Raw genomic sequence first — 26,139 nt, 5'->3', positions numbered from 1 at the left:
ACATCCTTTATGATTGAACTCAAAAATAAAAGTTATTGTTGATTTTTTTATACTATCAGTATATATTATTATTATCTTTTATAACAACAGTATAAAATAATATACTATAAGTACAAGGAGGATTCTCACTTGACTAATCATGAAACATTAAACAAACCGCCTTATGGGATGATTGCCATTTTATTTGTTGGTGCATTTGTGTCTTTTGTTAACGAAACGTTTCTAAATGTTGCACTACCATCCATTATGAAGGATTTTGAAATATCCCCTTCATCTGCGCAATGGCTGTCAACAGGCTACATGTTGATTAATGGGATTTTAATTCCTGCCAGCGCGTTCTTGTTGCAAAAGTTTACGAATCGCCAACTATATATTACAGCAATGGGCTTGTTTACAGCCGGTACGGTGTTAGCTTCACTTTCGCCGACATTCGGCGTGTTATTGGTTGCAAGAATGTTTCAAGCGGCCGGTTCAGCGATCATGGCTCCCTTATTAATGAATGTCATGCTTGTCGCTTTTCCTGTTGAACGACGCGGCACAGCAATGGGATTTTTTGGACTAGTGATGATCACTGCGCCAGCGATAGGACCAACGCTATCCGGATGGATTGTTGAGCATTATTCATGGCGCACACTGTTTGACATCGTTATTCCGATCGCTGCTCTCACACTCATCCTTGCAATCTTTAAATTAAAAAACATTTTGCCGCAAAAACAAATATCTTTGGATATTTTATCGCTCATCTTATCAAGCATCGGGTTTGGCGGCATTTTATACGGGTTTTAGCTCCGCCGGGGAAAAAGGCTGGGATTCCGTTCATGTATATGGAACCATTATTGTCGGAACGATCAGCTTAGTCTTATTTATTGTGCGGCAATTAAAAATGGAAGAGCCTCTTTTGCAATTTCGAATTTATAAATATCCGATGTTCGCCTTATCATCCGCAATTTCGATCGTTCTTTCGATGACGATGTTCTCAGCGATGCTGCTTATGCCAATATATATTCAGACAATTCGCGGGATTTCACCTTTTGATTCCGGACTTTTAATGCTGCCGGGAGCAATCATCATGGGAATTATGTCGCCGATAACAGGAAGGCTTTTTGATAAATTTGGCGCTAGAGCGCTCGCCATTATCGGCTTATCTATTACCATTTTTACAACATACGAATTCAGCCACTTAGCAATGGATACATCCTACAGCTTTTTAATGCTTATGTACTCATTAAGAATGTTGGGAATGTCGATGGTGATGATGCCCGTCATGGCAAACGGAATCAATCAGCTGCCGCAAACTATGAACCCGCACGCTACAGCGATGAACAACACGTTGCAGCAAGTTTCAGGAGCTGCTGGTTCAGCGCTGCTTGTCACGCTCATGCAAAATAAAACGGAGGCGGAGGCGGAGCGATTGGCTCAAGCCGCAGCGGGTGATCCAGCTAAAATGGCCGATATTATGAATGAGGCAATGCTGAATGGAATCAACTTTTCTTTCAAAATATCATTGTTAATTGCACTGATCGCCCTCGTTCTCACTTTCTTTATCAAACGGGCAAAACCTGAAGGAGAAGCATATTTAAAGCAATCCGCATCATAAAATAGAAAGCCTCTAGACGAAGTTCATAAGTCTAGAGGCTTTTTCATTCAAAATAGATTATCCAAGCCGGAATTAAAAGGCAGCTTCAACAGCAGCTGAACATTTCATACCTTTTTATTTATCATCAACTCTCTTATAATCAAAAAAGTTGCAGAGACTGCTTCAATAATATGTTCTGCATCAGCAGTTGACATTCCGATACAGTTGTCCCATTTTTCTTTTGAAATCCCATTGCCGAATGGAAACAAATAAGGCTTGATCCGACAATATATTTAACCCGTTATTTTCTCGTGTAGCCGAAGCATTCAATTTTTTCTGCGGATTTACAGCGCTTCCCAAACAGCGGCGATTCCTTGTCCTCCGCCAATACATGCAGATACAGCGCCATATTTTTTGTTTCGCCTTTTTAATTCATAAATAAGAGTTGTCGTGATTCTTGTTCCGCTTGCAGCAAGAGGATGTCCTAGCGCAACGGCTCCCCCATTTACATTACCTATTTCAAGATCAAAGCCTAATTCTTTTTGGCATGCTAAATATTGAGCAGAGAAAGCTTCATTGATTTCAATTAAGTCCAAATCAGAAATCGTTAAATTTGCTTTCTTTAATGCATTTTGAATAGCAGGAACCGGACCGATCCCCATATACTTCGGTTCTACTCCTACAACATCCCAGGAAACAAGGCGGGCAATCGGTTTTAACCCCTTTTCTTCTGCATAATCACTTGATGCAATGACAACAGCTGCTGCTCCATCAACCATACCGCTTGCATTTCCCGGCGTGACAACACCATTTTCAATAAATCTAGGCTTTAATTTACTAAGCTGCTCCATGCTCGTATGGCGGATATGTTCATCTTGATCAATAATGATGTCTCCTTTTTTCCCTTTCACAGTAACCGGTACAATTTCTTCTTTAAAATACCCTTTTTCTCTCGCTGCAATCGCACGCTCATGGCTAGATAAAGCATGACGGTCAATTTCTTCCCTCGTTAAATTATATTTGACAGCTAAATTTTCAGCTGTTTCAGCCATTGTGCAGCCGCCATACGTATCATATAGTCCATCCCATAACCAGTCTTCTACAACAGGCGAACCTAGAGGACTTCCCCATCTCATACCGCGAATGACATGCGGTACTTGACTCATATTTTCCGTGCCGCCAGCCAGCACAACATTTGCTTCTCCCGTTAAAATGTAGCGGGCGCCTGTTAGGATTGCTTCAATCCCCGTTCCGCATAAACGATTAATCGTTACGGCAGGAACTTCAATCGGGGTGCCGGCTTTTAATCCAACATGTCTTGCTAAAATGTGTGCATCTCTGCTTGATTGCTGAACGTTTCCAAACACAACATGATCAATTTCATCAGGCGAAATATTAGATTTTCGAATAGCTTCTTTAGCCGCAAATGCACCTAAATCAGTCGCAGTAGTGTTTCGAAATGATCCAGATATTTCAGCAAATGCCGTTCTTGCTCCTTCCAGCAAAACGATATCTTTCATTTTATTCACTCCTCTAAACATTTCGGTATTCCAACAGTTCCTTTGCATGTATCAAATATTTCTGATGCGTTAGCGCATAAAAAAGCGTTTTCATTTATCAGAATAATGAAAATTATTTACACGCTCATTATAAAATTACGAAAATTAAATAACAATGTTAAAAATACTTAAAAATCAAAGGAGAATTCAGCAAATTTGCGTATAGATGAACTAAACGTCAGGTAAAAACGGTTTTTCAAAAACAACCGCTGGATTGTTAATAAGGTAAAAAATGGAATGATGTCAAAATAAGTTGGGGTGAATATTTTCGATCATTTGATGAAAGTATGATGGTTGCCAAAGAAAAAACAGTAGTATTGGATCTTGAAGAATTAGAGATACATTATATTCTAGAAAAAAAGAATTAATTATTAAACCACTCTGGAATGTACAATTTAAAAATGGTAGAAACCCGGAAAAGAAGATGGCATCTTATCTTATGTAACTATCCGGACGAATAAAATAATTTTTGTTGTTTTTAAAAACCAATCATCGAATATTACATTTCTCGCTTTAGGAAAAGGACAGATCATTTTTATGTTCGAACGTTCTGGTTGTTCGATTATTTTTATGGCGCTTTCTTTATATCCCTTTTCCAGCTTGGTTCTTCGTTTTGAGCAATAGCGAACTTTTCATGAGTTAACCTCTTTTGTTTCTACTAGAGTTCTATATAGAATAGAGGCAGCGAATACATTCTTAGATGGTTCTGTAAAATATAAATAAATGAAAAATTTTACTTGGTGTGACAAAAAAAGGGAGGTAAAATGAATATTAAGTAATTGCAATATATTGTATAGGTTTAATAAAGAATTGGTGATTAAAATATTTAACCATACCTGAAAAAGCAGTTTTCGTACTTCTAAAGAAGGCGAAATATTAAAGAAAATAATACGTGATGAAGCCTTTTTTAGTTGGCTTAGAAGTAAAGACGAGTTTTATCTAACGCTGCTAAAGAGTTACTTTTGATCTTAAAACTCAGCTTACTTCTCTTCCCAGCTAGACCACTAGATACTTCATATTTCTGATGATGATTTAACAGCTTTTAATCGAAAAAAAGGATCATTATTTTTGAAAGAAGGTGCGAAAATGATTAAGGAGCTTCATCGTTCTTTAATGGAACATTTCGAACAATTGGTTTCGTGGAGAAGATATTTGCATCGTCATCCTGAGCTTTCTTTTCAAGAGGAAAATACACCAAAATTTATTGCAGAGAAGCTTTCCTCCTTTGGGATTGAGGTAAAGACCGGAATCGGCGGAAATGGAGTTATCGGAATGATTAAGGGCGGAAAAGAAGGAAAAACCATTGCCTTCCGCGCAGATTTTGATGCGCTTCCGATCCATGAAGAGAATGACTCTCCTTACAGATCGTCCGTAAAAGGAGTTATGCATGCCTGCGGCCACGACGGGCATACAGCAGCTCTCCTCGGGGTTGCAAAAGTATTAAGTGAAATCGATCGCAGCCGTTTAAAAGGCAACATCGTATTCATCTTTCAGCACGCGGAGGAAAAACCGCCCGGCGGCGCCAAGTTTATGATTGAAGATGGATGCCTGGACGATGTTGACCTTGTATTTGGCGCACATGTTTCCACTGATATTCCGTACGGCAAAATAGGCTTACGAGAAGGACCCGTTATGGCTGCTGTCGATGCATTTACGATTCAAATAAAAGGAAAAGGAGGCCATGGGGCCCGTCCGCATGAAACAGTAGATGCTCTTGTCATCGGCAGCCAAATTGTGAACTACTTGCAGCAAATTGTCAGCAGACGCGTGAATCCGATAGATTCAGCTGTTGTGACAGTTGGTGTGTTTCAAGCAGGAACAGCTTTCAATGTCATTGCAGAAAACGCTAGAATAGAAGGGACAGTAAGAACATTTAATCCAAACGTTAGGGAGCAAATTGAGGAGGAAATCAGAGCGATTGTTCAAGGGCTATGCCAAGCTTCGCACGCAAGCTACGAAATTGATTATTTAAACGGCTATCCTCCAGTTATCAATCCTAGAAATGAAACCGAACAATTGCGAGCCATTATTAGCGAGACGTATGCATCTGACTGTTTTTATAATTATCAGCCGTCAATGGGAGCAGAAGATTTTGCATACTATTTAAAGCATAAACCAGGTGTTTATTTTCATGTCGGTGCAAGAGGAGACGATCCAAAAACTCATTATCCTCATCACCATCCCCGCTTTGACTTTGACGAGCGTGCGCTTCTCGTCTCAGGGAAAATATTTTTAAGTATTGTCAATCATTATCTTTTACAATAAAAAAATGATGTCAATTAAAAGTGGTGCAACAAATTCGAAATGTACATTGAAACAACAATAATGATGATTTTATGTAGCGAAACTGTCAACAAGCAAATGCACATTCTGTTCAGCCGCTTCGATCCATACGTTAAAGAAACGCAAACAAAAAATGCGAAATTTTGTACGCAAAGTAATAGTTTACAAGGAAATGCAGGTTTTCTGTTTTAAGGAGAAAACCTGCATTTTCAATAAATTTTTGAAAACAGCTTACGTACATTTTTCGCGTTTTATTTCTATATTTCTTGAGAGATGTTTTTGGTGTATAATAATGTTCATTGAGCATAAAATTTCCCATTGGCGAGCTACTCGCCTGGGACTTTTATTTTTTTCTTTTCCGGTGTGTTACTCCATTTGAAAATTTTATTTAAAAACTTGTAAATATTTTTGCTTTCTTTCGCAAGTAGCGGTCCTACGATCGCTAAAATAAGAACATAAAGGGCAGTAAAAGGAGTTAAAATGGGATTTAATCCTGCTGTAATCCCTAAATTTGCGACAATGATCGAAAATTCTCCACGAGCCATAATGGTTAAACCAATATTGGTAGAAGCTTTATGGGATAGCCCCGCTTTCCTCCCCGAAATCATACCAGCTACAAAGTTCCCAGCAATTGTGAGTGCGGCAGCGCCTAAAGCTAACCAGATCGCACCAGCTAATGTTGATGGATCAATACTCAATCCAAAGCTGAAAAAGAAGATTGCGCCAAAGAAATCTCTAAACGGAACTACCATATGTTCAATGCGGTCTCGATAGTCAGTTTCTGAAAAAACTAGACCTAACAGCAATGCGCCAATCGCTTCTGCAACATGAAGGGTTTCTGAAAACCCAGCAACAAAAAACAATGTAGCAAATATAACAATAATGAAAATTTCGTCAGATTTAATATTCAACCATTTATTTAATAAAGGCGAACCTTTTCGTGCAATGAAAAAAAACAGCAGCATATAGCCAACCGAAATAAGAACAGAGGTAATGATACCGAGGACAGAAGTAGAGCCGGCAAGCAAGACACCTGACATTGTGGTTAAAAATAAAGCAAGAAAAATGTCGTCAAATAAGATGATCCCAAGGATTAACTCTGTTTCTGGATTTGCTGTTCTTTTTAAATCAACAAGGACTTTGGCGACGATTGCACTGGAAGACACGCTGACAAGCCCAGCAATAATAAGAGTCTCCATCCATGGCATCCCGACGATAAATCCATATAAAAGGCCTAAAACAAAATTGATTGCTACATAAAGACTCCCGCCTACCACAATATTTCGGCCTGATTTCATCAATTTTCCAACAGAAAATTCCAAACCTAAATAAAAAAGCAAAAACAGAACACCAATGCGTCCTAAAAATTGGATAATTTCTTTACTTTCAATAAAGGTTAAGTCGATAATCCCAATCGTTGGGGCATGCGGGCCAACAAGCATACCTAGGACAATCAGGAAAGGGATAATGGAAAATTTAAGCTTATTTGCGATAATAGCTGCAATTGCAACAAGGACAAGTGCTGTACCAACTTCAAAGACTAAATGATCCATCTATAAACCTCACTCCTTTCCTTTGTTCGATAATAAGTTGTTAACTAGTTGTTTTAGTTGGTTTCGTTCTCCTGAAATTACTAATGTATCGCCTGCCTCAATCACCGTATCCGGACCTGGGTTGTGTGTCTTCTTTGTCTTTTTTTTCTTAATAGCAATGACCGTAACTCCATAATTGTTTCTTATATCAATCTCACCGATCGTTTTATTCACAACTGGTGCACCAGGTTCTACTTGATACCATTCAATAATTAAATCATCAAACGCAAAGTCAACGGTTTCTAATGCTTTAGGTTTATATGCCATTCCGCCTAAAATTCCAGCAATTTGTCTTGCTTCTGAGTCATCAAATGTGGCAGTACTTAAAACCTCATCATGATCATCTGAATCAAAATGATAAATTTCTCTCCGTCCATCATCATGGATGACAATAACAAGCTTATCTTGGTTCTTTGTAATAATTTCAAACTTATATCCAATTCCCGGAAGTTCACTTTCTCTAATATTCATGCAAAAATTCCTCCTTATAAATGTTTTAAATGAATGGATTAAGGTTGTTGAATATTAAAGGTTTACATCAATTTCCGTTCTAATTTTTTCATCTTTCGAAATTCCTAGATATTTGAGTGTTTCAGAAGGAGACGAATGGTGAAAATATTTCTGAAGCAAAGAAATGGCGACTCCTCGTTTATAGGCATGAAATCCAAAGGTTTTACGCATAGAGTTCGTTCCAATTTTCCCTTGTATGCCGACCACTTCTGCGGCACGATGGATAATGCGGTAAGCCTGTTGACGCGTGATGGGCTTTTTCGTTTTCGCGGACTGGAATAAATAATCTTCGCGGTTCAATTGTCTCGATTGGATATAGTGGAGAATCGCCCTTTTTACTTTTTGGTTGAGATACACTTCCTTAGTCGTTTTAGATTCTTTATGTGGAAGCAGATAAAAATCCTTTATGTAACCGTCATCCCCCAAAACATCTCCTACTTTTATTTCCAATATTTCTGTGATCTTTAAACCGGTATTGATGCCAAACACAAAGAGTACATAATCTCGCTCTGAATGCTTTTTTAAATATCTTTTCATGGCATTGATTTGTTTTATATCTCTTAGAGCTTCAACATATTCCATATAGTTATTCCCCTTAATCCACGTTACTTAATACTATTATATACTATTATTATGTAACACGCAAACAAAGCTTTGTATTTTAAGACGAAAATAAGGGATAAGGTAAACAAACTGTTTTTTTTATGTTTAGCAGTTCTGTTATTCCTAAAAAAGAGGAATTTTAATATGTAATCCTGCCCGTTTCAAGCCTTCTTTAAACAATTTTGCATACAGTATTTTCTTTATTCCATTTCATAGGAAACAATTTAGGTACCTGCTTTAAATCTTGCACTTTTATGAATTTTGCTTGAACCTCATCGCTTCCCAAATTTCGAACTGCACCTTTGTCCTTTTGCGGCATGCCCTAAGCCCATATTGTGCGCCATTAAAATAATCGTTTTTGCTCAATATCACAAAATCATCAAGAAAAGACTGATCTATTTCTAGAAAATCGGCTTATTGACGCCCTCATTAATGTTTTAGAAACGTTGATATATCGGTGTTTATGATTTTTTGTTTTCAATGGCGATTTGACTTTCTAAGACAGCCCCCAAAGTCATCACAACCAAGCACAATTGAAAGAAACAGTTATGCTATACTTTTATATAAAAAATGACGATTTTTCGTTCTGTTTGTGGCACATGATAAAGACGTTTTGAACTGGGGTGAAAAGCCAATGCACATAAATGGAATAGAAGTGAAAGGTAAAGTTGTCGACAGACAATCTCGTTGCAAGCATTACCATAAAGATGTGGATATTATTGCAATCAAATTTTATTGCTGCCAGACTTATTATCCATGTCATAAATGCCATGAGGAAGAGGGATGCGGAAATCCACAAGTTTGGCCCAAAGCCTTGTTTGATGAGAAGGCGATTTTATGCGGCCATTGCGGGAAAGAATTGACTATTAATGAGTATTTGCACAGTGCATATCAATGCCCGAACTGCAATGCGCAGTTTAATCCAGGCTGTGGACTTCACCGTCATTATTATTTTGAAACTTAAAAAATTCATTTCAAAACGCATTACAAAAAGCCATTTCAAACTTACATTTATCAAAGTTTGAAATGGCCCTCATTTTTTAAAATAGACGTGTGTTACATACAATCTCAAAAACTAACTAAATTTTAAACTGCTGTATTAATCGATCAAAATCCATTGCTTCTTTATCCAAATGTTTTGCTGAATTTGCTACTTCCTTCATAGAAGAATTAGACTGTTCAGCAGTAGCTGTCACCTCTTCTATTCCAGCTGCAGATTCTTCTGATACAGATGCAATACTTTCAATGGATTCTCCCATTTTTTTCGTATTGTCAAGAACACTGTTAATCGATTCTGACATACCGCGAATTTTATGCGAGACTTTTTTAATGGTCTCTTTTAGTTCATTAAAGATATCACCTGTTTTGGAAATAGTTTCCGTACCTTCTGCTACGTTTCTATAGCCATCCTCCAATGAAATAACAACATTTTTAGATTCAGTTTGAATGCCTTGAATGATAGAAGTAATTTCCGAAACAGAGGAAGCTACCTGTTCTGCAAGCTTGCGCACTTCATCAGCGACAACTGCAAAACCCTTTCCATGTTCTCCTGCTCTCGCAGCCTCAATCGCAGCATTCAACGCTAAAAGGTTGGTTTGATCGGCAATTTCTTGGATGACGTTAATTAATTTGGCAATATCGTTTGTTTTTGTATCTAACCCTTTTACCATTGCGAGTGAACCTTGAATTTTCGCATCAATTGATTCCATTTTTTCGATTGATTTTATCATTGCCTGACTGCCATCCTCCGTCAGAGTAAGCATGGAGTCTGAAAATGTCTGCACTTCTTGTTGATTTTTTAACACATTTGTTACGATCGATTCAAATTCATTCATCTGTTCTAATAGCTCTGATGCAGAGTTCGCTTGTTCTTCAGCACCGCTTGATAATTCCTGCATGGTAGAAGCAATCTGTTGGCTGCCTTGCTGAACCTCTTCGGAATATTGTGACAGCGTTCTGCTTTGTTTGCTTAAATTGCCTGAAACATTTGTCATATGTCCAATAATCTGATGCAAGTTTCCTTTCATTTTATTCATAGCATTGATTAATTGGCCGATTTCGTCTTTACCGTCATAAATGACTGCATGACCTTGCAGGTTCCCGTCTGCGATTTGATTCGCCATTTTTACTGCTACAAGTAAATTTTTCCTTATCGTCCGCGTAATAAGGAAAACCACTGTTACCCCAAGAACGATTGATAAAAGGACAGATAAAACCAATATGAGTAGGCTGTGCTGCATAACATTTAATGTTTGATTGACAGCTACAATGCGTTCTTCCTCTACGGCCTTTGTCAATTGATCTAGCTGAGCAACTGTTTCTGTACGCAATTCAGCGATTTGTTCTCTTAACTTGCCGATTTCTTCCTTGTTTCCACCCTTCAAAGCCGGAACTAGCTGGTTTAAAAACAGATCATTAATCATTTCCTTGTTTGTTTCAATATTTGCTAATAAATCCCGTTGATTTTTAGTCTCCAGTTGAGACTCTATTCCCTTCTTTTTGTCTTCATACTCCTGCATACGATCATTAAACTCTTGCAAGTTTTTTTCATCCATTGTATTTATATAATTGGCCACTCGAATGTCAGCAGCTCTGAAAAGCGAAGCCATTTCAGTTATATGTACAGCCTTTTCTCCTCTACGGTCAATTTGTTCAATGTTGTTTTTTATTTGAAAAAATTGGTTTCCTATAATAATAGACGCTATAATAAATAATCCCACTGTTACGATCAAACCAATTGAATATTTCCAGCCAATATTTAAATTTTTATACATCCGTATCATAATAATCCCCCTCGTACCTTCTTATGTAACTTTTTTTCTTTTTCTAGTTGGAGGTTACACATCGGCAAAGAACGTATGGAATTACTAAAATGAAAGCGGCAAAGCAGGAAGCTATTTGAATATAGCTGTTGCAAAAGAGCCGGAAAATACTAAAAAGAAAACAGGTAAACCAGAAAGCACTTAAGCTGCCGCATAACCAAAAATCTTTCTATTTTGAGCACCGACTAAAATATAAAAACAACCATTTCGGGAAAAATGCAATATAAAATCTTTCCGAATGGCATCACGAATAAGAAGCAAGCCGAATGCTAACCAAATAGATAAAATATTTTTCCTTTAGAAGCTTATATTCATTATCGTCTCACCGCTTTTTCAAGCCATTGGAAACTCCCCCTAAACCAGCCTCTGATTCATGCAATGCTAATTTCTCTTGCATTATGACAAAAGCACTAGTATATGTTTCATTTTAAACCTTTACAAAAATATTTTCATTAAAAAACTTAAGGATTACAACAAACTTGGGCAACAAGGCACTCAACACAAATTATTGTGAAATTTCAATCTCTTCACATATCTAAAAAGATGTGACAATTCAGACATGTATAAAGCAAAGGGGGATATGGAGTATTAACCCACGCATCCGTATTGGATGCGACTCAATGTTTTATCTAAACTAAGTGGGATATAAAGATTTCAATCCACGCATCCATAAAGGATGCGACCACGATTGCACCACCTTTTCTTTTGCTAAAAGATATTTCAATCCACGCATCCATAAAGGATGCGACCCCGACGAGGATGGCAAGTATATTGAATTTGTGATTATTTCAATCCACGCATCCATAAAGGATGCGACGGCGGTAACGATCCGGGAGCAGTCGCAAACGGATTATTTCAATCCACGCATCCATAAAGGATGCGACCTAGCAAAACAGCTTACAAACAGTCAACAAGATATTTCAATCCACGCATCCATAAAGGATGCGACTTTCTTAAGGTCTAAACCCTACAAATACGGACCTATTTCAATCCACGCATCCATAAAGGATGCGACGACCGAGCAAAAAAACCATTACAACGTAAGGCAAATTTCAATCCACGCATCCATAAAGGATGCGACGTTAATTTCGTTTGCTGCTGACACGCCCATTGCTCATTTCAATCCACGCATCCATAAAGGATGCGACGCCAAAAAAGCCAGGCTGAAACGCATCTTTGATATTTCAATCCACGCATCCATAAAGGATGCGACGGGTCTAGTAAATATATTTCAACTCTACCGACTTGTCATTTCAATCCACGCATCCATAAAGGATGCGACTCAGCGTGGACTTCTTCAAAACGGTTCCAATCGATATTTCAATCCACGCATCCATAAAGGATGCGACTTCAGCGGACATGATGATGAGAGGACTGTACATTTATTTCAATCCACGCATCCATAAAGGATGCGACTTGATCGAATTTATGAGTTATACTGGGACGGGATTATTTCAATCCACGCATCCATAAAGGATGCGACGGCATTGCGACAATACAGAAAGTACCAGTTCCTTGATTTCAATCCACGCATCCATAAAGGATGCGACCACACCGATTGAATTTAAAGGCTTCCATCAAGATGATTTCAATCCACGCATCCATAAAGGATGCGACAACAAGTCATACGGTTGCTTTTCCAGTCAATACAATTTCAATCCACGCATCCATAAAGGATGCGACGCCGGACTATCTCGAATGGCTGCTTAAACAAGACCATTTCAATCCACGCATCCATAAAGGATGCGACTAAGACGTATTATGGGATTTTAAGTGATATTAGTATTTCAATCCACGCATCCATAAAGGATGCGACAATGAACATGAGGCCAGAAGGGGACTTATCAAACTATTTCAATCCACGCATCCATAAAGGATGCGACTCTCCTTTTGTCGAAATATAGGGCGAAAGGAGATATTTCAATCCACGCATCCATAAAGGATGCGACTTAACAGCATGGCTGATGATATGGATTTTGTAATTATTTCAATCCACGCATCCATAAAGGATGCGACGGAAATTAACAAAATTGATAAAACCCTAAAGGCTATTTCAATCCACGCATCCATAAAGGATGCGACGTAAGTGTAGGCAAAACTGCATTTAGTATCGGTAATTTCAATCCACGCATCCATAAAGGATGCGACTTCCCGGAGACATGAAGTTGGCTGCTGAATTGTATATTTCAATCCACGCATCCATAAAGGATGCGACAACTAGCAAACTCTTGTCCGACAACAGCAAACGTTATTTCAATCCACGCATCCATAAAGGATGCGACTCGCCAAAGCGACAGACAAGGTGGCTAAAGCCCGGAAATTTCAATCCACGCATCCATAAAGGATGCGACTCTATTTATTCCAAAAGTCAATATTAAGCAAAAAATTTCAATCCACGCATCCATAAAGGATGCGACGGCTCATTTCCGACATATTCTTCTGCTGTGAGTGATTTCAATCCACGCATCCATAAAGGATGCGACTGCAACCACCCATGAAGCTGCAACCCTCGCTGCATATTTCAATCCACGCATCCATAAAGGATGCGACGACAAAAGGCAGTTTTGGATGCAATCAAACAAAAATTTCAATCCACGCATCCATAAAGGATGCGACGAAGATGAGCCGGCAAGTGTTGGCGGTGTGCATATTTCAATCCACGCATCCATAAAGGATGCGACCAAAAAACAAGATAGAGCAAATAATACAATGTTAATTTCAATCCACGCATCCATAAAGGATGCGACAGCGATTTTTTCTCAAAATTACTTAAATTGATGTAATTTTGACAAAAAACCGCCATTTTCTTTATAAAAATAAAGAACTTTTTTCAAAAAAAAATAAAATATGGCAATAATTTCAAAAAAAATCAGGTGCGAATGCATCAAGAATTTCAAGCTCACTATACATTCGCACTAAAAAATTATAGGATCCTCTAAATCAAGTGATGCTTTCACACCTATATGCTCTACTCTAGACTTATAATTGTTTCCTAGTTGATAGAACCTGAGACTATCTTTATTTTCATCAATAATATTGGTAAGTTCTAATTTTAAAGCTGTAAATTGGGCTGCATCGACGTTACATTCAAAAACTGAATTTTGGACTCGTTGGCCATAATTTTGGCATACTTTTGACACTTTCCTTAATCTTTTTTGTCCTGCACTGCTTACAGTACTAACATCATAAGTTATTAAAACTAACAAAATTTACACCTACTTCCATAAAAATGGTGGATACTCATCCAAATCATCACGTAAATGACGGGCCAATAGTAAAGCTTGTGCATGTGGAACTAATCCCCAAGTTATTTTCTCGCCTAAATATGGATGTGTTATCTTGTCTTGTTTTCTATTTTGCCATGCAGATAAGAATTTCTTTCTAGCTTCATCTGTCATAATTACAGCTCCATTTTCTTTTTTTATAAAATCCTCTTTGTTAACAATTTTTTTATTAATCAATGTTAAGACAAACTTATCTGCGTAAACACCCCGCAATTCTTCCATTACATCTAAAGCTAAAGATGCTCTTCCTGGTCGATCTCGATGCAAAAAACCAACATATGCATCGAGACCAACCCCCTCCAACGCTGATGCCATATCATTTGCCAATAACGTATAAGCAAATGAAAGCATTGCATTCACGTTATCTAATGGCGGTCTTCGTGATCGCGAGTGGAAATAAAAATCCTCTTTTTGCTGTAATATCATCTGATTAAACAGTTTATTGTAACTTATAGCAGCTTGTCCTTCCAAACCTCTTAATCTTTCTAAATCTTCACACTCTCGCACATCATGAATGATAGATGATAAATGTTGAGAGATTTCTTTAAAAAGAGCTACATCCACTCGTAATGGATAATCTCTAGTCATTCTTTCTATTATCCATTTATTGTTATAAATCTTTCCAATAATAAAGTTACGTGCAATTTTTACCGACATAACTTCATCTTCAGACACACGATATTGTTTCTTTCTAAGGATGACGTTACCCTTGCTTTTTCCGATCACTCTTGCCAGAAATCGACCGTTCTTAGTTAAAAAAACTAATGAAATATTTTTTTCTGCACAATATCCCATTAATGCAGGACTTGCACCAGTATAGCCAAAGGATACGATTGATTCTAAATTATGAAGCGGTAATCTACCTATCTTCTCATTCTCTTTTAAAAGGACAATATTATCGCCGTCTAATGATAAATAAACATCTGATTGAGTGATAAATAATGTGTTAAGCAGTTTTTTCATTCTTTTATCTTTCCTTCAATATAACTTTTTACAGTCCGCTTATTCATTAAATTTGGCAAACAAATATTTTGGAGGGAACAGTTTTTGCAAAAAGATCCAGTTTTCACTTTAGGCGTATACTTGCGCTTATAATGATCATGCATTTCTAAGACAATTGACCTTACTTTATTTTTATTTTCTAATGTTATAGGTATTTCTACTCTCCGTTTTATCTCGTTATAAAACATATATCCTGTGTTTATTTTGCAAAGTAACATCTCCTCTAAACACATAACTTGTGCTGTTAATTGCAATATATCTGAATCATTTATTTTCGGCTTTCCACGTTTATATTCTATAGGATAGGCAACATATTTTCCTTCAGCACCCACTATTTCTACACCATTATTATCTTTAACAAATTCAACAACATCACAAACACCGGTAATTTTCAGTTCATTTGACTTTACAGGCATTGCTCGAACAATCAGTTTATTGCCACGCTTCTCTCGAATAAATGGCTTGTCAGCTTTTCGATGAAGATATTGTCCTTCAATCGTTCTTACATTTTCTTCCCATTGCTGTTCAATATGAATGAGAGCCCATTGGCGTCTACAAAATTGAAAATGCTGAATACCGGACAACATTAAATAAATTTCTTCCTCATTATTTACCATCGATGACCACAGCTTTTAAACCATCTAGCTCATTTAAAGTGATCGTATAATCATCAATCGATTTTGGTTCTTCCACATTTTTTTCAATTTTTAATAAACGATGAACTTTAGCGGAAGAATATTGTCCCAGTTTTGAATTGTGCTCCCACCAATAAACTTTGTGCACTTCCATGCTTCCTTCAGGTCTCGCAGCAGATGCGTCATTCTCAAACAATGTAACAAGAGCTTGTTGGATTTTTAGCGCATCTTCATTTGTAAATCCTGTTTTTTCTGCCAATTGCGTATTCATACTGCCGTAAAAAACATACACACCAAAATCAACACGATGCTTCATTCCCATAGTGTCAGAGCTGCGTTTTTCATTTGTTACAGAATTTACACTTTTTGTAATCTGCATGCTGACAATATCAACAGGGTCGACACTTGTTGCCGTATGGATTGAAACAGGACCACGAACACCGACAGATAAATCGGATCCTTTAAAGGCAAAAACTTGACCAAAGGCCCGGACATCTATCCATAACTGGCAAGCTATCTTCGCAAACTCTTCACTTGAGCCGTTTTTAGAACTCATAATTTTCTTTAATTCCGGGTGTGCTTCTGCACGCTCTTTTAAACTTTTAAAATCATCGACTTTTCGATCATTCGATTGAACAAAAATGGACTCTCCCATATCCTGCAGTCGATTTCTGATTTTCCGTTTAATGGCCACATCCGAAATCTCTCCATGTCCGTCATAATTTTGTCTCGGACGGTTTCCATTCAATGGATCTCCATTCGGATTGGCTTTTTTAACCGATAATACAACAGCAAAATCAATTTTATGATCTAAGATTGACATATTACATTCCTCCTACTTCATTAGATGGTTCAGTATTTTTTTCTGATTTTTGATATAATGCATGTCGTTGGCTATAAAAACCTAATAGGTATTTACCAGATAACGGTTTGTTATTAAAATCTTCAAATTTCATTCTAGAAGCCACTTCATCAATTAGTTTGGACAAATATAGCCCTCTTGTCCCGAGCCTCATTTGATAAGGTTGAATACTTTCCTGAATGATCTTCCATGTTCTTGCGGGGTGTTTGGAAAAAGCGTTCATATATCTGATGGCGTTAGTAGCTCGCGTTTCATCAGAATCTAAAGCGCGTCTTTCCAACACATCCGCAATTGCTAATAAACGGCCAAATAAATAATCGCGGTCGTTATTTTCTGTATCTAGCGCCACATTTAATCCCTCCTGTTTATTAATTAAAGCGCAGGCAATACTTAACGTTTTTTCCCATTCCCAGTTTTCCATTGCCACTGGATTTGAAGCGCGATAAAAAGCGCTTCTTATAATGTCCAGAGGAATTTTTTTATCATCGACAATGCAAGGAAAGATGCGCTCCATCAGCCCTTTCACCACTTTATCATTTGCTGTCGGCCCGTAAGCAGCAAACGCGATATCTTTAGTCGCGGGAGCCCCGTAAAATTGAACCGTTTTCTTTTGTTCATCTTTTCGATAACGATGGAGCCACACACAAGTCGAATGCCATTTAATCAGTCTATCCAAATACAGTTTTCTATCCATATTTCGATAATAAAGCACCGCAAGACGCCCCGGGGTAGCAGAATCAAGGATTAAAATATTCACCTCGGACTTTGTTGTCAGATTCGCTTTATACCCCTCCAAAGCTTTGGCTACTTCATTGGCAAATTCCTGATTCGTAAACGATTTTCTTTCTTTTTTTTCTAATGGCATGGGATGGATAGCAAAAGTATCTTCTGTCGGATCTGGAAGATTAATTTCATCATTTCCCCATACAAGAAACACGCGTTGGTCAATGATTTTTCCCTGCCTGTTAATCAGCCATTTCAATGCATTATGCGCCTTCTGGGAAACATCATAACTAATGCTGGCCACTTCATTACTTTCATGGAAACGTCCCCTGAACGTAAAACCACTCGTATCATTGGCAGAAATTAGTTTCGCTTTATCGCCAGCATTTCTAATTTTGTTTGCGTGTTTGTCAGTGCTTGGCAGCCTTTTTCCCGTTACATAACATAGATCCTCATCACTTAACAAATCTTTATAAAATAAAATAAAAGATTCATACATTTCAGGGTCTTCCCAAACCTTTGTTAGTATTTTATTAGGCGAATAAACATTAAATCGAATAAAGGCACTCTCTATACCGCCATTTATTACTGAAAATATGGGTGGTTTACTACCATACAAAGATTCGTATTTTTTATCCCATTTATCTATTAAATGACCCTCAGCATCTAAGTACAAAATTTTTTCATCCACTAAATCTTTAATTAATCGTTTCTTACTTAAATAGCTATAAATACTTTTTAGTTTTTTTGTTGCATAGGGTGATTCTGCCCAATCTTTCAACTGTTGAATATAATAGCTAAAAGGTTCTTCTTTTTTTATTTTTCCACCATATGTAACAAAATCGCCTGCTACATAACTTAATTTATCGTGAAGCGGATAAGGGGCTATTTTCGTACTAGTCCGGTTCGCGGCATCTTCTGTGCAAGGGATGACAGTCACTTCCTTAATGACTGTTGCCGAATGGAATTGCCCGTCTTCTGTGATATTCACTGTAATATGCGCGGTTTGAGTCGTATGAGAAATCGGCAACAAAGTATACTCTTGTTCATTATGCTTTTTTTCCATTACACCTACACGATCTAAATTGGCTTCATATGTTTCATATAAATTTAATAACCAGCTCATTTATTCACCTCCCCCTCCTAATTGATTTAGCAGTTCATCAGCAGATTCAATATTTGTTTTATCGAAACGCTTCGGATTCATTTTCTTGATTTTTCGAACATGTGTACATTGATCTGGTCTAATAAACTGAATAATGCCATTCTTCATAACTGGATTCCATAGACGTACTTCCATTTCGTTTCTACCGGTTTCATCTGGGTAATTAATCCCATGAACCATGGTACCTAGATGAATATCGCCATAATCATCATAAAATCCTTCACCTTCACCAAATACACACGGTTCAACATACCCTTGGCATTCTCTAGTGCCTAAAAAGATATCTCTTCGCCCTCCAGCTTTCAGTGAACGTTTTAGTATGTTGTGATGCTTATGTTCGTTGCGATCAAAAGCAAGATCAGGACGGTGCGGATTAAAAACAAAATGTGCACGCACTTGATATCTTACGTCTTTTAAATACGTATAATGAGCCAGTGTATTTCCCCCACCATATTCAATTGGCCGAATGCCTTTGGATTCCATTCGAATCGGATTCATCACTCGAACCTCATCAATGATAAAAAGTATGGTGGGCTTCCAATAAATCGACTCGACAATTCCTTTCAACGCCTGGTAGGTTGGCACTTGATAGGACAGCTTTTCACCTCCCATTTTTGTCAAAGGATCCGTGAATAAGGCGTAATCACCATAAACTTCAAATTCAATAGCGTTTCTCAATACAGACACCTCCTTTTTGAATTTTTTAATAATTTAATAATAATCTTTTTTCAGAAAATATTCAAATTAAATAATATAGTATATGAAATATAATATTTGAATCTTGATTATGGTATAATAAATTGTCGCTTTTAAAAGCGTGGATTGAAAAATATATTATATTATTTGAAAGAGGGTGCACCAAAAGTAATTGGCACCCTTTTGATTGTACTTTATTTTATTTAAGACCCCAGACCCCTCTTAAGTAAGCATCTTTTAAAATATACTTACATCCAAATGGCTGTCATTTTCAAGGTTGAGGCCGAATTCCTTATCATATGCTCCTTCTTTTAAGGCTAGGACTTTGCCGTCTAAATAACGCACTAACCCATCATTTTTGATTAATTGTTCGCGCTCATAATCGAAGATGTTGATCGTATATTGCTGAGCCTTTCGCAAAAGCTGGGAAAATTCATAAATGCTTTTATTGCTATTGAATTCAGCGATAATTTTCTTACCATCACCATACGGAACAATTACGGAAGTAGTCATGTCGTCAATCACTCGGAAATGTTCAGCCGCTGTTTTATAGCTATTTACTAAAAATAACGGAGGAAGCGCACCATTTTTTTGAAAATATGCTTGGCTATAGGAGCTTTTTCTTCTATTGGCTATCAATAGCTCTACCATTTCTTTTTTCAATTTCGGTATAAAATAATTCAAACTCTGCTTGAATTCCGTATAATACTCTTTAAAATATCTTTCCATCGCTTGCATAGACAAGATGCTGCCACCATGATTGGCCTGATCGCGGCTTATATCAATCAAAATTCTTTTCGCAACTTCTTTTCCAACAGCTATTTCTTTTAAACGATTTAACTTTTCTTCTTCATGGTCTATAACATAAACATTTTGTATGTCCTTTTCACCGTGCCGATTGCATCTGCCTGCAGCTTGTGCAATGGAATCTAATCCTGCTAATGAGCGAATCACACAATCGAAACTAACATCTACCCCCGCTTCAATCAGTTGGGTGCTTACACAAATTACTTTATTACCCTCTTTCAGATGATCTTTTATTTCACCTAAAATTTTATTACGATGAGCAGCACACATTGATGTACTCAAATGATAAATTGGTAAATTTATCTTCTTCATTTTCAATTGAGTATACAGATCTTTCACAACTGATTTCGTATTTAAAATAACTAACACACTTTGTACTTCTCTTATTTTTGCCTCAATAAAATTGGATAGTTTTTCATTATTAAATGTTTCATTTGTTGCTTTATCAATGATTTCCACCCGTTTAAATGCATTAATTACATAATTTAGGTTTTTGACCATTTCCGCATCCGTATTTATTTCTAATTTATGCTCAACGAAGTCTAATGCTGGTTGAGTTGCAGTGCAAAGCACGATGCTGGAGCAACCATAAGTTTTTAAAAAGTTTAGTGCCTGATTAAATAGAGATACACATGAAATAGGAACTTTTTGCACTTCATCAAAAATAATCACTGAATGACTTAAATTATGTAGCCTCCTAATATTTCTACTCCCATTTGCGTAAAAAACGTTCAAAAATTGTACAATCGTTGTAAAAATAATTGGTGAATCCCAATTATCTTTGGCTAATTTTAATTTTTGTTGCACACTAATCAAGCCATCTTGATTTTCATCATCATCTATATCTTCAATAACGTTTGAATGATGCTCTAATATATTGGCATCATCTTTTAATATTTTTCTAACTTCTTCTGCGTTTTGTTCAATAATAGTTGTATAGGGGACTACAAAAATGATGTGTTTTTTGTTATAAAGTTTCGCGTGTTTAAGAGCATATCTTAAACTTGCTAATGTTTTCCCTCCACCAGTTGGGATAGATAACGTATATATTCCTGATGCTCTCTCAGCAAATTTATCACACTGATCAGACATTTCTTTTCTTAGAAGATTAATAGTTGTACAGGCATCCTTTTGTTTACTATATGAATTGATTTTTCTCATGAGCCTTTCGTAGTATATATCAAATAACTCTTCATGATTGTTTATAGGGTCATTGGTTTTATTTTCTTCAAATAATCTTGTATTCGTTCTATCAGCATCAATTAAAGCACTAAATACAAATTTGGTTAAAAACATTAGTTGCTTTTCATAATTTCCTGATGACTCTTTTGCTAAAAATTGTTTTAACTCTTCAGCTGCTTTGTCAACATAATTATGAAAATCTCTCTCATTCATAACATATTTAAAAAAATATTGCTTTATCCTATCAAATTCAGGCAATTCTTTATCACGGACTCTTTTTAAGTAATTTGATTCTAAATCTGGATTTAAAAAATCTTGAAGATACGAGTGATGAGAAATTATCGCATTTCCCACCACTTCTGCTAAGAGACCTTTATGAGGATCTAACTTCTCGCTTGTATGAAAAATCTCATAGAGAAGTTTCCCACCTGCAGTTGAATGGTCAACACTTCCTCTTCTAGGCGGTGCATCAGGATTATTTACTGCTTCTAATATGTATTCTCTAAATTCATTTGTGCATTTTCCAAGATCATGAAGCACACCCGCAAGACCAGTTAAATGTTTTACACCTAGCTTTTCCCCATAGGATTCAGCTAAATCTCTTACTTCTAACAAATGATCTTTAACAGTTTGTATTTTATTATCACTTTCGCGTATATGGGCAATAAACTTCATTTAATCCCGCTCCCTGCGATATTTTTAAATATTTGCACCTACTCTAGATACACTAAAATTCATATTAATATTCGAGAAAGCAACGGGTAGCCTTTCAACCTCAAATTGGCATCGAAGTCTCATTTCTTTTCCCTCCAAGCTTTTCTATCATCATCCTATCATCTATTCCGGAACTTAATATGTCAGTTTAAAAAATTTTTTGACATTTTTTCTACTTCTTCCTCGACGCTTTGGCGAAGTTCACTCGGACCGAGCACCTGAACTGCAGATCCCATGCTTAATACAAAACTAGTTAATTCCGGCAACCCGGACATCGTCGCCCGAAAAATGATGGATCCATCTTGTTGTTGCTCTATTTCTTGATCCTCTGAATAGATCTTTTCACTTAAAATCTTGGAAAATGGTGGTTTTACATGCAATTCAACAAAATAGGTATCAGCATAAATACTCGTTTTACCTATATAGTCTTCGAGCCGAAATGATTCATCACGCTGAAACCTTTCTTCATATATTTGATAATCTTGAATTCTAGTTAATTTAAAATCACGATAATCATTTCTCAGCTCACAATAAGCAATGCAATACCAAAATTCTTTATACGGAATCAGTTTGTAAGGATGAATGATGCGTTCAGTGCGGTCTGAATTTAAAGCCTCATAAACAATCTTCACTTTTCTGCGAGCCGCGATTGCAAAATTTAATTGTTCATACTTATCTTTTTCATGATTCCAATCGACATTTGCTTTTTCCTCTAAAATAATTGGCTTCCATTCAGACGAAGACTGAATCTGCTGTTTGGAAATACTTTGAATCTTCATGACGGCACTTTCAAAATCATCGAATTGCAAAAAGGTAGGATGATTTTTTAAATATTCACTTGCCTGTACTAACGCTTCTAATTCTTTTGGTGAAAGCGACAAGTATTCAAAAATATTGCTTTTCGGCAGAACATAACCTCCATATCTTCCCCTAGCTGTCTGAATATGGAATCCAGCCATTTCTAATTGATCTCGATAAACTCGAATAACCCTTTCACTTAATTCAAGTTCTTCTGCTAATTCTTTAATTTGCATTCGTCCTCGTGATTTCAATAAAAGAAGCATTCGAAAAGCATTGACAATTTTCGACATAATGATACCTCCAAAATACCTAACAACATTTACGTGTAATATTTTACCATAGTAAATTAATCCTATAGATAATCTGTATGGAAAATTTATAAAACTTTTGAAATTAGGTCTATTAGAACAGAGTGTGATCGCTTCAACCACAGAAGATGCTCTTGCCATCGGCTTTTCATAGTAAAGGTATCTTTAGCACACGTTAGGTGGACAAAGGCAAGGACATTTCATAAAAAACCGTCGAGCAGAAATTGAGGAAGATATTTTTGAAGGAAAACTTACAGAAGATAGGATCATTTTGAAAATATAGGTGAATTGGTATTCTTGATATTCTTTATCCACAACTAAATGCAAGACAACTTGATTACGTGTCAAAATTTTATCCTCATTCCTGCTCTTTTTTCGCGCATACAAGCAAGGCTCTTTGCAGAAGGACAGTGCTCGCAAACGGCGTCATTGTTTTTTGCTAATAAAATCCTAAAGGGGAAAAGTCACAATGAATCCATCTTTATCTCCTTTTTCACTGATTTCCTAAGTCAGCTAAATCAATTGCTGGGATATACAGTCGAAAATAATGAAGAAAACGTTGATAGTTGATCTCGTTAACAGCAAAACAACTGCAGACATCGGCAGATTTATTTTTTCCACATGAAAAGCATTGTTTCTTTGATTTCTTCTCTTGCTCTGTTCATGAACGAACACAGAGGACTGTGTGTGAAAGCGGGACGAATAACGTAATGCAGATTTCCATAAAATAACGGTGATTCGCTCTGTTATTCTTTTCAGCCGAACCATTTCTAAATTTGCAGCATGCTTTTTGAAAAAAATGAAGCAAAAGTGTTGACTAATTTATAGTAATCTTATAGGATTTAATTGACTAATGAGTCAGTCAGGGGGGGTATAGTGCAGGCAGAAGCTCGAAGACAGGAAAGAAAACAGCAATTATTGCAAATTGCATTAGAATTATTTGCGACAGTTGGCTATGAAAAAACGAAAGTCTCAGATATCGTCGCAAAAGGCAATGTGTCCCAAGGGACATTTTATTGGTATTTTAAAAGCAAAGAAGCGATCGCGCTTGAGATGCTGGAAATAGGTCGTGCCCAACTTTTAGATGCAATCAAACTAGGGTACCGCACAAAAAAAGTGGACTTGCAAGATTCCGTTGCTTCCACGACACAAATGTTTGAACGTATTTTTCATTTCGCTGAAAACAATAAGTATTTCATGAACATATTGCTAAAAGGCATTCATTCTCAGCCAAAGATACAAGAAAAAGTGGAAGAGATTAAAGCAGACATGGAAACAGCTTTTGCGGAAAATATTGCACAGGCCAAAGAACTGAAAATGATCTCGCGTGAAGTAGATCCAAAATTACTGGCAGTATTCATCATGAGCCTCCTGGAAGGAGTTTTAGCCAGATGGCTATTTCAATCGCCATCATCAAAAGATGCATTACAGCAAAAAACACTTCAACAGCTCATTGAAGAAACTGTACACTTTGAATTTTTTGGAATCTTTGGTGTCTAATGAAGGAGGATAAACATGAAAAAAATAAGATGGTTCATTTCACTCATTGCAATAGCAGCTCTAATACTTTCAGCATGCGGCAATAACAATGATCAAAAAGAAAAACAAACTCAAGATCAAGAGAAAAACGCATTACAGGAAATCAAAGATAAAGGCGAAATCACTGTCGGCATTATGGGTACTTATGCACCTTATAATTTTATGAATGAAAACAAAGAATACGACGGCTTTGACGTTGACATTGCGAAAGAATTGGCAAAACGTCTAGGCGTTAAAGCAAATTTTGTTGCACAAGAATTTTCTGGTTTAATTCCTGGGCTTCAAAAAGGTAAATTCGATATTTTAGTAAGCCAAGTGACAATCACAGATGAACGGAAAAAACAAATCGATTTTACAGAACCATATATTACAAATAAAGTCAAAGTGATCGTTCGGGAAGACAATAATGACATCAAATCTGTTAATGATTTTAAAGGAAAAACAATCGGAGTTGGACTTGGTACAAATGATGAAGCATATTTGCGAAATGAATTATTGCCAAAAGTGGGCGATTTTAAAATCAACACATATGATGACGTGATTACAACATTAAAAGACTTGGATGCTGGCAGAATTGATGCAACGATCAACAATGTCTATGCATTAAAACCAGTCATTGAAGAAAACGGCTATAAAATTAAAGCCGTCGGCGATCCAATTAAGGAGGACCAAGCTGGCGTTGCTGTGAAAAAAGGCAATAAAGAATTGGTGGATGCTTTAAATAAAGCATTGAAAGAAATGAAAGAAGACGGAACATATAAAGAAATTTATGTAAAATGGTTTGACGAAGAGCCGACCGAAGAATGATGAAAGTAGGTTGCCAAAATGGACTTAGTCATTGAAAACTTGCCATTTTTGTTAAAAGGGGCATATTATACATTACTCATTACTGTAGTTTCCATGTTCTTCGGTTTAATCATTGGTTTAATCATTGCGATTGCCCGGCTTAAGGGCAATCGCATTCTGCGTGGTATAGCAAGAGCCTATGTGTCCATTATTCGGGGGACACCGGCATTGGTGCAAATCGTCATCGTTTATTATGGCTTAGTTGATTATGGGATTGAATTAGGCCCATTAACTGCTGCGTATATTGCACTAAGTATTAACATCGGCGCTTATGTTTCAGAAGCGTTTCGCGGTGCGATTCAATCCATACCAAAAGGGCAAACAGAAGCAGCGCTCGCAACTGGTATGACGGAACGCCAGGCGATGCGCCGAATTATCATCCCTCAAGCGATTCGCTACGCTATCCCCCCACTTGGCAATACATTTGTCGGAATGTTAAAAGAAACATCGCTCGTATCCGTTATTGCGGTCACAGAATTAATGCGCTCTGCTCAATTATTAGTGGCGCAATATTATGTTTACATGCCGTTTTATGCAGCCATTGCAGCGATGTATTGGATTATGAGTACATTCTTTACATTTTTATTAAATAAAATCGAAAAACGGCTGTCTGTTTATTAAGGTGGTGAC

General features: G+C 36.9%; 18 protein-coding genes, 1 pseudogene and 1 CRISPR repeat array. Of the genes and pseudogenes, 6 read left to right on the top strand and 13 right to left on the bottom strand.

What is annotated here, in order from left to right; all coding sequences use genetic code 11:
• Positions 1-168 precede the first annotated feature (168 nt).
• Positions 169-1,597 (top strand): annotated as a pseudogene (locus ACVIJU_RS04275) (DHA2 family efflux MFS transporter permease subunit).
• A 323-nt stretch (positions 1,598-1,920) separates the two neighbouring features.
• Here ACVIJU_RS04275 and ACVIJU_RS04270 read toward each other — a convergent pair.
• Complete coding sequence (locus ACVIJU_RS04270; protein ID WP_063386832.1) at positions 1,921-3,096, bottom strand: acetyl-CoA C-acetyltransferase; 1,176 nt, start codon at positions 3,094-3,096, stop codon at positions 1,921-1,923.
• A 1,125-nt stretch (positions 3,097-4,221) separates the two neighbouring features.
• On the opposite strand from ACVIJU_RS04270, the gene ACVIJU_RS04265 reads away from it, so the two are divergent.
• Positions 4,222-5,400, top strand: a complete 1,179-nt coding sequence (locus tag ACVIJU_RS04265; RefSeq protein WP_456687301.1) for a M20 metallopeptidase family protein — start codon at positions 4,222-4,224, stop codon at positions 5,398-5,400.
• Positions 5,401-5,744: 344 nt separating this feature from the next.
• Here the strand turns inward: ACVIJU_RS04265 and ACVIJU_RS04260 are convergent, their stop codons facing one another.
• From ACVIJU_RS04260 to ACVIJU_RS04250, 3 genes are read right to left on the bottom strand one after another with little or no spacing between them, the layout of a single operon-like run.
• A complete protein-coding gene (locus ACVIJU_RS04260; protein ID WP_144598418.1) occupies positions 5,745-6,971 on the bottom strand; it encodes a cation:proton antiporter in 1,227 nt (408 codons plus the stop codon).
• A gap of 9 nt (positions 6,972-6,980) precedes the next feature.
• Positions 6,981-7,481, bottom strand: a complete 501-nt coding sequence (locus tag ACVIJU_RS04255) for a cation:proton antiporter regulatory subunit (protein WP_066250077.1) — start codon at positions 7,479-7,481, stop codon at positions 6,981-6,983.
• A 54-nt stretch (positions 7,482-7,535) separates the two neighbouring features.
• Entirely contained in the window at positions 7,536-8,102 is a 567-nt protein-coding gene (locus ACVIJU_RS04250; protein WP_456687300.1) for a tyrosine-type recombinase/integrase, read from the bottom strand.
• 655 nt (positions 8,103-8,757) lie between these two features.
• Here ACVIJU_RS04250 and ACVIJU_RS04245 point away from each other — a divergent pair.
• The gene (locus tag ACVIJU_RS04245; protein WP_066250083.1) at positions 8,758-9,087 is read left to right on the top strand and encodes a CHY zinc finger protein; all 330 of its coding nucleotides are present in this window, start codon (positions 8,758-8,760) and stop codon (positions 9,085-9,087) included.
• 115 nt (positions 9,088-9,202) lie between these two features.
• Here the strand turns inward: ACVIJU_RS04245 and ACVIJU_RS04240 are convergent, their stop codons facing one another.
• From ACVIJU_RS04240 to ACVIJU_RS04200, 9 genes are all read right to left on the bottom strand, one after another.
• Entirely contained in the window at positions 9,203-10,906 is a 1,704-nt protein-coding gene (locus ACVIJU_RS04240) for a methyl-accepting chemotaxis protein (RefSeq protein ID WP_456687299.1), read from the bottom strand.
• Between the two features lie 690 nt (positions 10,907-11,596).
• Positions 11,597-13,692: a CRISPR direct-repeat array (repeat unit 32 nt; unit sequence ATTTCAATCCACGCATCCATAAAGGATGCGAC).
• A gap of 168 nt (positions 13,693-13,860) precedes the next feature.
• Entirely contained in the window at positions 13,861-14,151 is a 291-nt protein-coding gene (gene cas2, locus ACVIJU_RS04235; protein ID WP_094244427.1) for a CRISPR-associated endonuclease Cas2, read from the bottom strand.
• A 9-nt stretch (positions 14,152-14,160) separates the two neighbouring features.
• Entirely contained in the window at positions 14,161-15,192 is a 1,032-nt protein-coding gene (gene cas1c / locus ACVIJU_RS04230) for a type I-C CRISPR-associated endonuclease Cas1c (RefSeq protein WP_094244426.1), read from the bottom strand.
• Complete coding sequence (gene cas4, locus ACVIJU_RS04225) at positions 15,189-15,848, bottom strand: CRISPR-associated protein Cas4 (RefSeq protein ID WP_130158742.1); 660 nt, start codon at positions 15,846-15,848, stop codon at positions 15,189-15,191. The genes cas1c and cas4 overlap by 4 nt, the downstream gene beginning before the upstream one ends.
• A complete protein-coding gene (cas7c, locus tag ACVIJU_RS04220) occupies positions 15,838-16,689 on the bottom strand; it encodes a type I-C CRISPR-associated protein Cas7/Csd2 (RefSeq protein WP_094244424.1) in 852 nt (283 codons plus the stop codon). Before cas7c ends, cas4 begins: the two co-directional genes overlap by 11 nt.
• Before the next feature lies 1 nt (position 16,690).
• Positions 16,691-18,577: a type I-C CRISPR-associated protein Cas8c/Csd1 gene (cas8c, locus tag ACVIJU_RS04215; RefSeq protein ID WP_456687298.1), complete on the bottom strand. Its 1,887-nt coding sequence runs from the start codon at positions 18,575-18,577 to the stop codon at positions 16,691-16,693.
• Positions 18,578-19,294, bottom strand: a complete 717-nt coding sequence (gene cas5c / locus ACVIJU_RS04210) for a type I-C CRISPR-associated protein Cas5c (protein ID WP_456687297.1) — start codon at positions 19,292-19,294, stop codon at positions 18,578-18,580. It lies immediately after the preceding gene.
• Between the two features lie 255 nt (positions 19,295-19,549).
• Positions 19,550-21,976 carry a CRISPR-associated helicase Cas3' gene (gene cas3, locus ACVIJU_RS04205; RefSeq protein ID WP_456687296.1) on the bottom strand — a complete coding sequence of 809 codons (2,427 nt, stop codon included), beginning with the start codon at positions 21,974-21,976 and terminating at the stop codon, positions 19,550-19,552.
• Between the two features lie 182 nt (positions 21,977-22,158).
• Positions 22,159-23,106 carry a helix-turn-helix transcriptional regulator gene (locus tag ACVIJU_RS04200; protein WP_456687295.1) on the bottom strand — a complete coding sequence of 316 codons (948 nt, stop codon included), beginning with the start codon at positions 23,104-23,106 and terminating at the stop codon, positions 22,159-22,161.
• 894 nt (positions 23,107-24,000) lie between these two features.
• Here ACVIJU_RS04200 and ACVIJU_RS04195 point away from each other — a divergent pair.
• From ACVIJU_RS04195 to ACVIJU_RS04185, 3 genes are read left to right on the top strand one after another with little or no spacing between them, the layout of a single operon-like run.
• A complete protein-coding gene (locus ACVIJU_RS04195; RefSeq protein WP_232515597.1) occupies positions 24,001-24,624 on the top strand; it encodes a TetR/AcrR family transcriptional regulator in 624 nt (207 codons plus the stop codon).
• A 15-nt stretch (positions 24,625-24,639) separates the two neighbouring features.
• Positions 24,640-25,470 carry a substrate-binding periplasmic protein gene (locus ACVIJU_RS04190; protein WP_063387722.1) on the top strand — a complete coding sequence of 277 codons (831 nt, stop codon included), beginning with the start codon at positions 24,640-24,642 and terminating at the stop codon, positions 25,468-25,470.
• Between the two features lie 18 nt (positions 25,471-25,488).
• Positions 25,489-26,130 carry an amino acid ABC transporter permease gene (locus ACVIJU_RS04185; RefSeq protein ID WP_130157528.1) on the top strand — a complete coding sequence of 214 codons (642 nt, stop codon included), beginning with the start codon at positions 25,489-25,491 and terminating at the stop codon, positions 26,128-26,130.
• Positions 26,131-26,139 lie beyond the last annotated feature (9 nt).

The sequence above is a fragment of the Aeribacillus sp. SP014 genome (assembly GCF_054055575.1).
The sequence above is the reverse complement of the archived record's forward strand: the minus strand, read 5'-3'. Positions and strand labels throughout refer to the sequence as shown.

Excerpts from the sequence above, each read along its gene's own strand:
- ACVIJU_RS04270 (WP_063386832.1), bottom strand. The coding sequence starts at position 3,096 with ATGAAAGATATCGTTTTGCTGGAAGGAGCAAGAACGGCATTTGCTGAA.
- ACVIJU_RS04265 (WP_456687301.1), top strand. The coding sequence starts at position 4,222 with ATGATTAAGGAGCTTCATCGTTCTTTAATGGAACATTTCGAACAATTG.
- ACVIJU_RS04260 (WP_144598418.1), bottom strand. The coding sequence starts at position 6,971 with ATGGATCATTTAGTCTTTGAAGTTGGTACAGCACTTGTCCTTGTTGCA.
- ACVIJU_RS04255 (WP_066250077.1), bottom strand. The coding sequence starts at position 7,481 with ATGAATATTAGAGAAAGTGAACTTCCGGGAATTGGATATAAGTTTGAA.
- ACVIJU_RS04250 (WP_456687300.1), bottom strand. The coding sequence starts at position 8,102 with ATGGAATATGTTGAAGCTCTAAGAGATATAAAACAAATCAATGCCATG.
- ACVIJU_RS04245 (WP_066250083.1), top strand. The coding sequence starts at position 8,758 with ATGCACATAAATGGAATAGAAGTGAAAGGTAAAGTTGTCGACAGACAA.
- ACVIJU_RS04240 (WP_456687299.1), bottom strand. The coding sequence starts at position 10,906 with ATGATACGGATGTATAAAAATTTAAATATTGGCTGGAAATATTCAATT.
- cas1c (WP_094244426.1), bottom strand. The coding sequence starts at position 15,192 with ATGAAAAAACTGCTTAACACATTATTTATCACTCAATCAGATGTTTAT.
- cas4 (WP_130158742.1), bottom strand. The coding sequence starts at position 15,848 with ATGGTAAATAATGAGGAAGAAATTTATTTAATGTTGTCCGGTATTCAG.
- cas7c (WP_094244424.1), bottom strand. The coding sequence starts at position 16,689 with ATGTCAATCTTAGATCATAAAATTGATTTTGCTGTTGTATTATCGGTT.
- cas8c (WP_456687298.1), bottom strand. The coding sequence starts at position 18,577 with ATGAGCTGGTTATTAAATTTATATGAAACATATGAAGCCAATTTAGAT.
- cas3 (WP_456687296.1), bottom strand. The coding sequence starts at position 21,976 with ATGAAGTTTATTGCCCATATACGCGAAAGTGATAATAAAATACAAACT.
- ACVIJU_RS04200 (WP_456687295.1), bottom strand. The coding sequence starts at position 23,106 with ATGTCGAAAATTGTCAATGCTTTTCGAATGCTTCTTTTATTGAAATCA.
- ACVIJU_RS04190 (WP_063387722.1), top strand. The coding sequence starts at position 24,640 with ATGAAAAAAATAAGATGGTTCATTTCACTCATTGCAATAGCAGCTCTA.
- ACVIJU_RS04185 (WP_130157528.1), top strand. The coding sequence starts at position 25,489 with ATGGACTTAGTCATTGAAAACTTGCCATTTTTGTTAAAAGGGGCATAT.